The sequence below is a fragment of the Lewinella sp. IMCC34183 genome (assembly GCF_003390915.1).
GTDB lineage: Bacteria > Bacteroidota > Bacteroidia > Chitinophagales > Saprospiraceae > Neolewinella.
Genome location: NZ_QMEM01000001.1, coordinates 779,678 through 793,096 on the forward strand (window position 1 = coordinate 779,678; position 13,419 = coordinate 793,096).

Annotated in this window: 13 protein-coding genes; all 13 read left to right on the top strand. The window is 63.4% G+C overall.

Going from position 1 to position 13,419, the window contains the following annotated elements; all coding sequences use genetic code 11:
* The first annotated feature begins 39 nt into the window (after positions 1–39).
* Positions 40–1,359, top strand: a complete 1,320-nt coding sequence (locus DQG19_RS03220) for an LVIVD repeat-containing protein (RefSeq protein WP_116124760.1) — start codon at positions 40–42, stop codon at positions 1,357–1,359.
* Complete coding sequence (locus DQG19_RS03225) at positions 1,352–2,152, top strand: hypothetical protein (RefSeq protein WP_116124761.1); 801 nt, start codon at positions 1,352–1,354, stop codon at positions 2,150–2,152. Before DQG19_RS03220 ends, DQG19_RS03225 begins: the two co-directional genes overlap by 8 nt.
* Before the next feature lie 2 nt (positions 2,153–2,154).
* Positions 2,155–2,709 carry an RNA polymerase sigma factor gene (locus DQG19_RS03230; RefSeq protein WP_157974286.1) on the top strand — a complete coding sequence of 185 codons (555 nt, stop codon included), beginning with the start codon at positions 2,155–2,157 and terminating at the stop codon, positions 2,707–2,709.
* On the top strand, positions 2,699–3,961 hold the full coding sequence (locus tag DQG19_RS20730) for a hypothetical protein (protein ID WP_157974287.1): 1,263 nt from the start codon (positions 2,699–2,701) through the stop codon (positions 3,959–3,961). The genes DQG19_RS03230 and DQG19_RS20730 overlap by 11 nt, the downstream gene beginning before the upstream one ends.
* A 106-nt stretch (positions 3,962–4,067) precedes the next feature.
* Positions 4,068–4,469, top strand: coding sequence for a hypothetical protein (locus DQG19_RS03240; protein ID WP_116124764.1), 402 nt, complete (start codon positions 4,068–4,070; stop codon positions 4,467–4,469).
* Positions 4,466–4,990, top strand: coding sequence for an acyl-CoA thioesterase (locus DQG19_RS03245; protein ID WP_116124765.1), 525 nt, complete (start codon positions 4,466–4,468; stop codon positions 4,988–4,990). Before DQG19_RS03240 ends, DQG19_RS03245 begins: the two co-directional genes overlap by 4 nt.
* A gap of 31 nt (positions 4,991–5,021) precedes the next feature.
* Positions 5,022–5,795, top strand: coding sequence for an exodeoxyribonuclease III (locus DQG19_RS03250; protein ID WP_116124766.1), 774 nt, complete (start codon positions 5,022–5,024; stop codon positions 5,793–5,795).
* Positions 5,796–5,798: 3 nt separating this feature from the next.
* The gene (locus DQG19_RS03255; RefSeq protein WP_116124767.1) at positions 5,799–6,923 is read left to right on the top strand and encodes a cysteine desulfurase family protein; all 1,125 of its coding nucleotides are present in this window, start codon (positions 5,799–5,801) and stop codon (positions 6,921–6,923) included.
* Positions 6,920–7,276, top strand: a complete 357-nt coding sequence (locus DQG19_RS03260) for a hypothetical protein (protein ID WP_116124768.1) — start codon at positions 6,920–6,922, stop codon at positions 7,274–7,276. The genes DQG19_RS03255 and DQG19_RS03260 overlap by 4 nt, the downstream gene beginning before the upstream one ends.
* A gap of 18 nt (positions 7,277–7,294) precedes the next feature.
* Entirely contained in the window at positions 7,295–7,462 is a 168-nt protein-coding gene (locus tag DQG19_RS20735) for a hypothetical protein (protein WP_198661640.1), read from the top strand.
* 146 nt (positions 7,463–7,608) lie between these two features.
* Positions 7,609–9,036 carry an Asp-tRNA(Asn)/Glu-tRNA(Gln) amidotransferase subunit GatB gene (gatB, locus tag DQG19_RS03265; protein WP_116124769.1) on the top strand — a complete coding sequence of 476 codons (1,428 nt, stop codon included), beginning with the start codon at positions 7,609–7,611 and terminating at the stop codon, positions 9,034–9,036.
* A 1-nt stretch (position 9,037) separates the two neighbouring features.
* Positions 9,038–11,047 (top strand): hypothetical protein, encoded by a 2,010-nt coding sequence (locus tag DQG19_RS03270; RefSeq protein WP_116124770.1) that lies wholly within the window; start codon positions 9,038–9,040, stop codon positions 11,045–11,047.
* Between the two features lie 682 nt (positions 11,048–11,729).
* Positions 11,730–13,271 carry a cryptochrome/photolyase family protein gene (locus DQG19_RS03275; protein ID WP_116124771.1) on the top strand — a complete coding sequence of 514 codons (1,542 nt, stop codon included), beginning with the start codon at positions 11,730–11,732 and terminating at the stop codon, positions 13,269–13,271.
* The last annotated feature ends 148 nt before the right edge of the window (positions 13,272–13,419 follow it).

The window sequence follows — 13,419 nt, forward strand, 5'->3', positions numbered from 1 at the left end:
CTACGGCTGATTTGCGTCTGCCCGGTAAATACCCTCACAATGAAACACCCCCTGCTGGCCTTACTGCCGTTCGTGTTGCTGCTCACCGGCTGTCTGGAAGAGACGTGCGACGAAACGATCACCTACGTCGGTTACGAACCCATCCTGCTTAGCGCCGCCGAGTGGCGGAACGATGATTTCCCGGAACTGGAATCCGAAAGCGTATGCAATCCCGGCGCCTTCTACGTATACGGCGATCTGCTGTTCATCCTCGACCAGGGCGAGGGGCTCCACATCTTCGACAACGCCGACAACGCCAACCCCCGGCCGCTCAAGTTCATCCCCGTCAAGGGCGGCACCGGACTGGCGGTGCGCAACGGGATCCTGTACGTCAACCAGTTCGTGGATATGCTGGCGTTCGACCTGAGCGATCCGGCCAGCCCCGAATTCCTGAGCCGGACCGAGGACGTGCTGCGCAACGAGAGCGACTACAGCTACGGCTACCTGAACGCAGCCGGCGGCGACATCCTCCTCGGCTACGCCGAAACCACCGAGACGCGCGAAGTCTCCTGCGGCTCCCTCTACCAGGGGCGGGATCTCTTCCTCGAGGACGACCTGATTTTCTTTGCCTTCAACCAGGTGAGTAGCAATGCGGGGCGCGATTTCTCCGTCGCTCCGCTGGCCAGCGGCGCCCCGGGTACCGTAGGCATCGGGGGAAGCCTGGCCCGCTTCACCATCAGCGGGGGCAACCTGTACGTAGTCAGCGAGAGCGACCTGCGGACCTTCTCCCTGGCCGACGCCACCGCGCCCGCCCTGGTGGCCACCACCGATCTGGGGTGGGGCATCGAGACGATCTTCCCCTACAAGGATATGCTGTTCCTCGGCTCCCAGACCGGCATGCTGATCTACGGGATCGATAACCCCGCCGCCCCGGAGCACCTGTCTACCTTCCAGCACGTCCTGTCGTGCGACCCCGTGGTCGTGCAGGACGACATCGCCTACGTGACCATGTGGGGCGGCTCGGAATGCGGCGCCCGCGGCGACCAGCTGACGGTCATCGACGTAGCGAATCCGCGCTCCCCGCGGGAATTGCAGAGCGTGCCGATGTCCAACAGCCACGGCCTCGGCGTCGACGGCGACAAGCTGTTCCTCTGCTCCGGGGAGGAGGGGCTGAAGGTCTTCGACCTGACCGACGAGGGCCTGCTCGGCGACGAGCGCTTCGTAGCCGACGAATTCAGTGCCAAGGACGTGATCGTGCTGCCCGCCAAGCGGGAACTGATCGTCCTGGGTTGGCAGCAGGGAGGTATCCGGCAGTACGACTACGCCAGCAACGGAAAGCCAACCTACGCCGGCGCCATCAACGTATGCGACGGTGAATAAGCCCTACTTCATCCTGCTTACGCTGCTGCTCTCCCTCCTGGCCGCCGCTGCCCTGCCGGCGCAGGAAGCGGTCACGGTACACACCTTCGACCAGGTCACGCTGCGGCGCGGCGGGGGCCAGCTGCAGGGCCTGCTGATCGGATACGTATACGGGGGGGAAGCCACCATAAAAACGAAGGACGGGCGGACGGTGACCGTACCCTACGAGCAGATCAAGCGCGTCACCTTGCGCCGCCCGCGCGGTCCGGCGGACGAGCTGCCCGACGGGCTGCCCGTTGAACCGACTGAGCTGGCGTGGCGGCACGAGATCAGCGTGATGCTGGGCTTCGTGCGCGAGGACCTGGACGGCAGCAGCGCCGCCGCCCGGACCATCGGCTTCGGTGGGGCCTACCACCTGATCCGCCAGTTCGGCGGCTGGGGAGCGGGCCTCGGCGGGGGCTACGAGCTCCTGCACGCCACGCGCCGCGAGCGCCTCCTCAGTGCTACCGCCCTGCTCGAGCGGCAGTTCGGCCACGGGCGGCTCCGCCCGGCACTGCGGCTCCGGGCCGGGGTCGGGCTTCCCGTGGTGACGCAGGACCGGGTCAGCGTCCAGGACCGCCGGACGGGCTTGCTGCTGCACCCCTCACTCGGGCTCGAACTGCGGCCGCCCGCGGGCAACTGGGGGGCCGTGACGGCGGATATCGGCTACCGGCTGGTCAATACCGGCTACACCCTCGTCGATGAGGGCAACCGGCGCATCGACCGCGACCTCAACTACCGCCGCCTCACCCTTTCCCTCGCCACCCGATTCTGACCTTGTCCGCCACCCCCGAAGAACGAACGCTTGTGAAGGGCTGCCTGGCGGGGGACCGCCGGGCCCAGGAGACCTTCTACCGCCGGTACGGTCCCGCGGCCCTGCAGGCCTGTAGGCGGTACGCCACGTCGCGGGAGGAGGCCCTGGCTTTGCTGAACGGGGGGATGATGAAGGTCTTTGAAAAGCTCGACCAGTTCCGCTGGGAGGGCAGTCTGGAGGGCTGGGTCAAACGGGTGGTCTTCCACAGCGCGGTGGATCAGTTTCGGCGCGACCGCCGCCGCCCCACTCTGCAGATCGCCAACTGGGACCGGCCCACCGACGACGACGCCACCCACCAGCTCTACGCCGACGACCTCTGCAAACTGATCGACCTGCTGCCCGAAACGAGCAAGGAGGTCTTCTGGCTCTTTGCCGTAGAGGGCTATAGCCACGCCGAGATCGCCAACAAGCTTGACTTCAGCGAGGGCAACAGCCGCTGGCACCTGAATAAGGCCCGGCAGCTGCTGCGCGAACGCCTGGGTCAGGAAACCCACAAACACAATCGCTATGCCGGATAAGAATACCGACTGGACCGCGGACAAATCCTTCTGGGACGAAGGCTGGAACGATATGGAGCACCGTCTGGACCGCCAGCGGCGGCGCCGGTTCCTGCTTCCCCTCCTGCTGTGCCTGCTCCTTGCCGGGGCGGGCGCGCTGGTGCTGTATAACCTCCCGCCGGAGGCTTCCCCGGCTGACGGTCCGGCACCCGTCGCCCGACCCTACGCCGATGCTCCGGCAACCAATGGTCCCGCCCCCGCGGCAGCTCCCGGTCCCGCCCGGGCCGCCACTCCGGGCACCGACCGGTCGCCTCAACCGCTGAACCCCGCGGCCAGCGGATCAGCAACGGCCCGGCGAACCACATCCCCTGGCTTGTTCCGAAGCGGCATGGCACCTGCGGCCCCCGCCCCGGTTTCGGGGGAAGCGACCTCCCCTACCCCGCCCGCCCCATCCGGTTCCGCACCGGAGCCGGTCACGAAACTTGCCCTGATAGTCGAGCCGTTGCCCCTCGCTCCACTGGCTGCCTTGTCGGTAAACCCTGAATTGCCTGAGGTCCGCTTGTCCACGCCGGCCGATCCCCTGGTGCCCGCCAGCGCCCACAGCCGCTACTTCCTGGCGGCGGGCACCCAGGTGTATCCCGGCAGTTTTCTACCCGGTAGCTACGGGATGGTAGAACGCCGCTTCGGACGGGGCGATTGGTTCTTTCCCGTAGCCCTGCGGTACGATTACGCGCGCCGGGGTGTAAAGAGTTCCCCCGGGGACGAACTGGCGCTGGAATATGTAAGCTATAATCCGACGACCGCCAACGGGAGCGTCATGGCCTACCAGGTAGCGCTCGACGAATCGCTGACCGTCACCACCCACTCCGCGTCGCTCCGGGCCGGAGCGGGTCGGTACGTCATACCGCGCCTGTCCCTGTCCGCGGGCGGCGAATACACCTACCTGCTCGCGGGCACCGGACCGGCCGTGAATCTGAATGAGCGGGACGGGGCAGTGGTCGCCGCACCCGCCACCGCCGATTTTTTCGACCTCAACGGCGTCCGTCAGGCCGACCTGAACGCCGTCGCCAGCGGGGTGCCCCGCGCCGGAGACTACTCCGTGCATACCGTAAACCGTTCCCTGTTATCCGCCTGGCTCCGGGCCGACTACCGCCTGTCCGGACACCTGAACCTTACCCTCGGCTACACCCGCCACCTCACGCCGCTGTACCGCGACGGAGACCTGCGGGTGGAGGGGTCGCGCCTGGAGCTGGGCCTTTTGTACGGATTCTGACGGGTGCGGCGGGCGGCGTTGTTTGTGCCCGCCGACACCTCCGGGGGTAGGTGCCTCGTGGCTGGGCCTTTCTTGTTACCTTTGCGGCCCAATTGCTTGCCTCCCCATGAAGAAAGATATAGCAACGCCCGAAGTAACCGACGTAGCCGTAGCCGTAGTACCGCGCCGGGAGGCCGGCGAAGAACTGTGGGACATCTACCTGATCAACCTCGGAGATACCCCCCTGCAGAACGTACTGATCACCAGCCAGGGCTACGGCAGCATCGACGGCGTCGATAAGACGACCACCGTGCTGCGCCACTTCCACCAGTCGCTCGGTGCCCGCGAGGCAGCAAAGATCGAGCCCATCCAGCCGGCCCTGTTCGGCATTACCAACGAGTACTGGGTCAGCTTCAACCGCGGAGAGCACATGCTCGACAAGCGCTACACCTTCCCGGCCGGCACCATCGGCCCGGACGCCCTCACCGAATTGCCCGTCGTGGGCCGCCCCGGAGTAGTCATGCAATGAGCCGCCCCCCAGCCAAGCGGGTAGCCGAGAGCTTCACGACCATGTCGGAGCTCGTGATGCCCAACGACACCAATCCCCAGGACAACCTGATGGGCGGCAATATGCTGCGCTGGATGGACATCTGCTGCGCCATCTGCGCCGGCAAGCACTGCGCGCGCCCGGTGGTCACCGCCAGCGTCGACAACGTGGCCTTCAACAGCGCCATCCGCAACGGCGAAGTGATCACCCTCGAGGCCAGCGTCACCCGGGCCTTCAACACCAGCATCGAGGTATACGTGGAGGTCTTCGCGGCCAGCATGCAGGGTACCGACCCCCGGCGTACCCACCACGCCTACTTCACCTTCGTGGCCCTGAACAAAGACAACGGCTCACCGGTGGAGGTCCCCCAGCTGCTCCCCCTCACCGAGATCGAGCAGCAGCGCTACGAGGCCGCCATGAACCGCCGCGAGCTCCGACTGGTGCTCGCCGGCCGGATGAAGCCCGAGAACGCCCCGCGCCTGAAAGAACTGTTCAAGAACTGATCCGCCCCCCCTCACCCCTAATTCCTTAGCCGTGACCATAGCCACCTACAACGTAAACGGAATCCGCGCCGCCCTCCGCAAGGGCCTGGCCGAATGGGCCGCCGAGGTGGACGTGGCCGTGCTCTGCCTGCAGGAAACCAAGGCGCACCCCCACCAAGTGGAACTGGACGAACTGGCCGCCGCGGGCTACCCCCACGCCGCCTGGCACAGCGCCACGAGCAAGAAGGGGTACTCCGGCGTACTGACGCTAAGCAAGGAAGCCCCCACCCAGGTGATCGAAGGTTGTCAACTGGACGTTTACGACTGCGAAGGGCGGGTACTGCGTACCGACCACGGTGACCTGACCATCCTGAACTGTTACTTCCCCAACGGCGGACAAGGCGAACACCGTCAGGCGTATAAGTACCGCTTCCTGGATGATTTTCTGGACTTTGTCAAGGAGTTACGGAAGACCCGCCCGAACCTGCTGGTCGTCGGCGACTACAACATCGCCCACCACGAGATCGACCTGCACGCCCCGAAGCGCAACGAAAAGACCACCGGCTTCCTCCCCGAGGAGCGGGCCTGGATGACCAAGTGGTTCGCCGAGACCGAGCTGGTCGACGCCTTCCGCCACCTCCACCCCGAGCGGGTCGCCTACAGCTGGTGGAGCTACCGCGCCAACGCCCGCAACAACAACAAGGGGTGGCGGATCGACTACCACAGCTACCCGGCCCAGCTGGCCGACCGCATCGCTCGCGTGGAGCACCTCGACGACGCGCTCCATTCCGACCACTGCCCCATCCTGATTGAACTAACCGACTGACCCGTGGACCGCATTTTTCTCGACAACGCCGCCACCACTCCCCTCGATCCTGAGGTACTCACCGCGATGACCGAGGTGATGGCCGCCACCTACGGCAACCCCTCCAGCATCCACGCTGAAGGACGCAAGGCCCGCAGCCTCATCGAAGCGGCACGCAAGACCGTGGCCAATGCCCTCAACTGCAGCATTGGCGAGATCTTCTTTACGTCGGGCGGTACCGAGGCCAACAACATGGCGCTGAAGAACGCGGTGCGCGACCTCGGCGTTACGCGCATCGTCTCTTCCCCGCTCGAACACCACTGCGTCCTCCACAGTCTCGATGCGATCGCGGCTACCGGGGCGGCCCGGATCGAGATGGTGGCTATCGACGAAAAGGGGCACGTAGACCTCAATGACCTGCGCCGCCGAGTGGAGGAAACCGACGAAAAGACGCTGGTGAGCCTCATGCACTCCAACAACGAGATCGGCAATTTGCTGCCCCTCCAGGAGGTGGCCGACCTCTGCGCCGAATACGACGTGCTCTTCCACTGCGATACCGTACAGACGATGGGCTATTTCCCCATTGACCTCGACCGCACCCGGGTGGGCTTCCTTTCGGGATCCGCCCACAAATTCTACGGACCCAAGGGCGTGGGCTTCGTATACATAAACAGCGAAAATATCGTCAAGCCCTACCTCGACGGCGGTGCCCAGGAGCGCAACATGCGCGGCGGCACCGAAAATATCTACGGTATCGTGGGATTGGCCAAAGCCCTGGAGAAGGCCGTCGCGGAGCGGGAAGCGTGGGCCAGCCACCTCACCGACATCAAACGGTACATGATGGAACGGCTGCGGGCTACCTACCCCGAAGTGAACTTCAACGGCGACCCCGAGCGGAGCCACTATAAGGTGCTTTCGGTGAGCTTCCCCGAATCGCCGAAGGGCGACCTGCTCCTGATGAACCTCGACCTCGCCGGCATCTCCGCCAGCGGTGGTTCGGCCTGCTCGAGCGGAATCGATGTGGGCAGCCACGTGGTCGGTCACCTGCACCCCGACTCAAAACGGCACACCATCCGCTTCAGCTTTGGTCACCACAATACGCGGGAGCAGGTGGACTACGTGGTGGAGCGTCTGGGGGGGATGCTATGATTCAACGCAGCTTCCCGATAATCTTCCTCTGCCTCCTGGCCCTTACGGGCTGCCGGGAAGACCCCGCCTGGGGAGAGGTGAGGATCTACTTTCAGCCCACCGAAAGCGACGCTTTCGAAGTAATCTCGATGGACGTCAGATCCATCCACAAAGGGCAAGCCGGCGACGCGGGGGTACGCAACGGTGATGCGTTCCAGTCCCTGCCCGACCAAAGAAATCAGTCCGGCTTCCTTGACGAAAAATTGGACCTTGCCGACGGACCGGCTTACCTCACTACCTCCCTCCCTCCGCAGCGGGTGGATTATATCCGTACCGAGATCTTCACCGCAGAACTGCGCAATTTGGACGACTGAGAAGTCCTCGATTATTTGGTGAAGAGCGCCGACGTGTTACCCATGGACCGGCCGCTGCAAGTAACCGATGGTGGCTTCCACGAAATCATGATCAGCTTTCGTCCCGATGTTTTCACCCGTATCGACGGCTTTGAAAAGCTGGATATGCGGACCGAGTTTGCCACCGTCCGGGTGGGTGCACCTTAGCTATATCGTTGGCGTCGCTAGTGGCGCGGCGGCAACTCGCCGCGCGAGTACTAGTAAGTCTTCCGCAAAAATGCAAATCGATTTTTGCGGCGCCCATCGCCAGCCCACCACCAATTGCTACACCCGCGACTGCTATCTTCGCCCCCATGGCCAACTACGAAACCGTCATCGGGCTCGAGACCCACGTACAGCTAGCCACCGAGAGCAAAGCCTTCTGCGCCGACCGCAACGCCTTCGGAGCCGACCCCAACCACCAGGTCAGCGAGTTGAGCCTGGGCTACCCCGGCACCCTGCCCTTCCTCAACGAGCGGCAAGTGGAATTTGCCGTCAAACTGGGACTGGCCCTGGGCTGCCAGATCAGCCGCCGCAGCACCTTCGACCGGAAGAACTACTTCTACGCCGACCTGCCCAAGGGCTACCAGATCACCCAGGACGAGCACCCCATCTGCATCGGGGGGCATCTGCCGATCCGCCTCGACGGGGCCACAGGTCGCAGCATAAAGCTTCACCATATCCACATGGAGGAAGACGCCGGAAAGTCGATCCACGCCGCCGGCGATCCCCACAGCCAGGTCGACCTCAACCGGGCGGGTACGCCCCTGCTTGAGATCGTTACCGAGCCCGACCTGCGGTCCGCCGAGGAGGTTGACGCCTTCATGAGCGGCATGCGGCAGCTCGTCCGCTGGCTTGGCATCAGTGACGGCAACATGGAAGAGGGCAGCCTGCGCTGCGACGTCAACATCAGCGTACGACCGGAAGGAAGTGCCGAATACGGTACCCGCTGCGAGATTAAGAACATGAACTCCATGCGCTTCGCGCGTCGAGCCATCGCCTACGAGGTCGACCGGCAGATCGCACTCGTGGAGGACGGCCAGGAAGTCACCCAACAAACGCGGCAGTTCGACCCGGAGTCAGGCACCACCTCCGCCCTGCGCGACAAGGAAAACGCCCACGATTACCGCTACTTCCCGGACCCCGACTTGCCACCGGTAGTGCTGACGGAAGATTACATCACTCAGCTGCGGGAATCTCTCGGCATCCTCCCCTGGGAGGCCTACAAGGAACTGGTAGCGCTGGGCGTGGAAGCCGACGAGGCCGCCCTTATTGGTGAGGACCGCCAGCGCTTCGAGACTTTCCGCCGCTACGCCGCTGTGTCACCCGCCCCGGCCGAGCTCGCGAAATTGTGGGTAAACCGCGTCCTGCCAAACACGCGCGACGCCGAGCCCGCCCTCGCCCCCGATCAATTTAGTGCTCTACAAGGGCTTATCCGCGATGGAAAGGTCAGCGCCGCCAATGCCGCCTCCCGCCTGCTCCCCGACCTACTGGAACGCCCCGGCGACCCGGCCGGCCGCGCGGAGCAATTGGGTCTGATCCAGAACACCGACTCCGGCTTCCTGGAAAGCATCGCCCGCGAGGTGGTGACCGCCAATCCGGACAAAGTGGCCGCCTACCGCAAGGGCAAAAAGGGACTGATCGGTTTCTTTATGGGCGAAGTGATGAAAAAGAGCAAGGGCAGCGCGGAGCCGAAAGAAACCCAGTCGCTGCTCCGGGAGATGCTGGCAGAAACCGAGTAAAATGGCCGGGGACTACGACGCATACCGCGCCTGGTGGCGAACGAACGGTCCATCCGCGATTGCCGACTACACCGAGGGAAAGACTTCCTATGTCGTAGGCCTGGCCCCGCAGCGGGCAATGGAGTACACCGGAATCCAACTGGCGGGCATCCTGCGCGATCGCCTCGGTGCCGAGGCCTTCGAGGGGGCAGTGGATCCGGAAAACAAGGTCTCTTCCCATCTCGCCGACCGCCCCGACGGTGAGTGGCTCAAGCGCTGCCATACCGTCGGTGTCAACGTACGTACGGTGGGCAGCTTCTGGAACGTGCTGAAGTACGCCCTCACGCTGCCCGACCACATCCGAGGCATTCACCTCCTACCGATCTGGGAGCCCGGTGTTGTCGGCAGTCTATACGGGATGGCCAGCTGGAACCTCAACGGGGAGTTCCTCGACCACGAGGCCCTGCACATGTTCCCCCAACTGCGCTCCCTGGAAAATCAGCTCAAGGTCACCGTCAACCTCCTCCACGCGATGGGCAAGGTGGTTGGAATGGACGTGATCCCCCACACCGACCGCTACAGCGAGATCGTGCTGGCTAACCCTTCCTACTTCGAGTGGCTCGAGCGGGACGACCTGAGCATCGTCAACCACCGAGAGAACCTCCACGAGGATGCCGAGGCCGCAATCCTCGAATGGCTGAGCGAGTACCATCCGGACCAGACCTTCACCCGACGCGGGTTCTTTTACGAGATGCCCGAGACGGAGCGGCTGACCTGGCTCTTCGGGTCCCCTGACGATTACGACGGTCGCGTGGAGCGCCGCGTGGACCTGGTCGACTTCCTCTACCACGCTCATCTCGAGCCGGTACCCGCCACCATGGGTCCGCCCTACCGCGGACTCGAAGTGGACCCCTCACCGGAAGCCCTCACCGTAGACGACGCCGGCCACCGCTGGCGCGATTACCGGATCACGCGCCCGGAGCCCATGAGCCGGGTCTTCGGCCCCCTCACGCGCTTCAAGTTGTACGGCCGTAAGAACGATAACCGCGACTGGGCCATCGACTTCGACTATCCCCGCCGGGAGGTTTGGGACTACTTCACGCAGAGATACGCGGAGCAACAGGCCCGCTACAATTTCGACTTTATGCGCGGGGACATGTCCCACGTGCAGATGCGCCCGGATGGCGTACCCGATACCATCGACGGGTTTTATGATCCCCTGCGGGCGGTGAAGCAGCACATCGCAGCGAAGGTTCCCCATTTCGCCTATTTCGCCGAGAGCTTCCTTGCACCTTCCGGTACCATGGCTTACGGCGATGAAGTACAGCACCTTATGGCTTCCGAAGCGGAAGTCACGTTAGGCAATCTGCAGAGCATCGTGCCCGGTACCACCGAGTTCCTTAACGCGCTCGAATCCTATCTGGAGATCGCCGAGGTCACCTCGGTTACACCGGCCTTTACCGTCATTACGGGCGACAAGGACGATCCCCGCTTCGACCACTTCCACCACCACGGGGAGGTGGCGCGGCTGTTCACCGGACTCTTTCTAGGGCGGCTGCCGCTCTACTATTCCCTCGGCTTCGAGCAGCGCGACCGCCACTACTCCCCTGCCCCCAACGAGTACTACACCAAGCTGTACGTTTTCCGCGAGCGCAATAGTCCGAAGGCCGTTTCGGGGCCCTGGCGCTGGGGCGGCAACCTGGAACTCCTCACGGCCCTGCAGCAGGTGCATCGCTTCGCGGCGGGTACGCTTCCGCATCTGGGCGCGGCCGCGGGTGCGGTGTCGGTCCGCGAAGACGGCTGCGCATACTGGCTCCGGCCCGACACCTACGGGGACGCCGATTTACTCTTTGTCGTCAATTTCGCCGCCCAGGAACGGGAATTGACACTCGACGTAGTCACTTCCGCTACCCAGGCCGATTTGCTCTTTACCTCGCTGCCGGCCGCTCACCACCTGCTTCCGGTACGGGCGAGGTCGCTTTCGCTGGGGATGCTGGGCTCGGGGGGGTGCCGCTGTTACCGGCTGGTTTAATTTTGCGCGCCTGTGGCGCTTTTGGTTTCACCCAGATTTGCACGGAATCTTTCGCCCACGATGAATCGGACCGGCGGTCCTCAACCCTGGAATCTTTGCGCACCCCAGCGCCCCTCCCTTCCTCTGCGTTTAGCCTCTCCCGCGCGTAGCGCGCTCTGCTCAGCTTTTCTGTGGCAACTCTGTGCAGCCCTCCGTGAGCGCAGCCTCTGTGGTTAACCTTTAGGCGCGCCTACATTGAATCGGACCGGAGGTCCTCAACCCGGGAATCTTTGCGCACCTCAGCGTCCCTCCTTTCCTCTGCGTTTAGCCTCCCCCGCGCGCAGCGCCCTCTGCTCAACTTCTCTGTGGTAACTCTGTGTAACCCTCCGTGAGCGCAGCCTCTGTGGTTGATCCTTAGCCGCGCCCGCAATGAATCGGACCGGAGGTCCTCAACCCGGGAATCTTTGCGCACCTCAGCGTCCCTCCTTTCCTCTGCGTTTAGCCTCCCCCGCGCGCAGCGCCCTCTGCTCAACTTCTCTGTGGTAACTCTGTGCAATCCTCCGTGAGCGCAGCCTCTGTGGTTGATCCTTAGCCGCGCCCGCAATGAATCGGACCGGAGGTCCTCAACCCGGGAGCACGGCACCCGCGCCCCCGCCCCTAAACCCTTTCCACGTAGCTCCAGTTAGACCAGAAAAGACCACCCTTGCCCTACTCCCGCCTGCGCCTGATCCTCGGCGATCAGCTCAACGAAAAGCACTCCTGGTTCTCCGAGACCGACGACGACACCTTGTACTGCATCTTCGAGACCCATTCGGAGGCTACCTACTGTGAGCACCACGTGCAGAAGATCACGGGCTTCTTCCTGGCCATGCGGGCCTTCGCCGACCGCCTGCGGGAACTCGGTCACAAAGTGCTCTACCGCACCCTCGACGAAACCCACGGTGCCGGACTGCTCACCATCACGCAATGCGTAAAACAACTCGCCGGCGAGGTGGAAGCCGAATCGTTCGAATATCAGCTACCCGACGAGTGGCGGTTGGACCAGGAGTTGAAATCGTTTTCAGAAAAGGTTGGCGGAGTAAGCTGCGATACGGAGCATTTTCTCTCAACACGGGACGACGTGGAAAAGCTCTTCGAAGGCAAGAAGACCTACCTGATGGAAACCTTCTACCGGGAGATGCGCCGACGCCACGACGTGCTGATGGACGCCAACGACGAGCCGACTACCGGACAGTGGAACTACGACGCCGATAACCGCGGCACCTTGCCAAATGACATTGACTTTCCCGAGGCCATGATCTTCGAGCGCGACGCTACCGAAATCGTGGAACTGATTGAGCGCCACCGGATTCCCACCATGGGCCGGATGAAGGACAACCGCTTCACCTACCCCGTCACGCGGGAAGAATGCCTGCGGGCGCTGGACGATTTCTGCAAGAATCGCCTGCCCTACTTCGGGACTTACCAGGACGCAATGACGGAGAAGGATCCCCTACTCTACCACGCCAACCTGAGCTTCGCCATGAATACGAAGCTCATCTCCCCGAAGGAGGTTATCGACGCGGCCATCGCGGCCTGGAAGGACCGGCAGGACGAGATAAGTTTCAACCAGCTGGAAGGATTCGTCCGGCAGATCATCGGCTGGCGGGAATACATGCGCGGCGTCTACTGGGCGCAGATGCCGGAGTTCGAGACGGTTAACCACCTTGAGCACAAGGGTAATCTACCCTCCTGGTACTGGACCGGCGATACCAAGATGAATTGCCTCAGCCACGCCATCAACCAGAGCCTCGACCGCGCCTACGCCCACCACATCCAGCGGCTGATGATCACGGGCAACTTCGCGCTGATCCTCGGGGCCCACCCCGACGAGGTCGATGCCTGGTACCTGGGTGTGTACATCGACGCGATCCAGTGGGTTGAGATCACCAACACCCGGGGCATGAGCCAGCGCGCCGACGGCGGCCGCATCGCTACCAAACCCTACTGCAGCAGCGCCAACTACATCAACAAGATGAGCGACTACTGCAAGAATTGCCACTACCAGCACACCAAACGCACCGGCGAGAAGAGCTGCCCCTTCAACAGCCTGTACTGGGACTTCCTCGACCGCCACCGCGACCGCTTCGAGAGCAACTACCGCATGGGCTTCATGTACAGCACCTGGGACAAGAAGGGCTCGGAGAAACAGGCGGCCATCCTGGAGCGGGCGGCTTGGGTGAAGGAACATGCGGAAGAGCTGTAGCACCAGGGTGGGGTGACATTCGCCCTGATCACCTATGGGGGATGCGTGCCGCACCATCGCACAGACGCTAGCTGGGGCAAAAGCCCCCGTCCGGGAGTACCTGCGGTCTACGCGACATTTTTCCTACCTTCACCACCCACCAAAATCT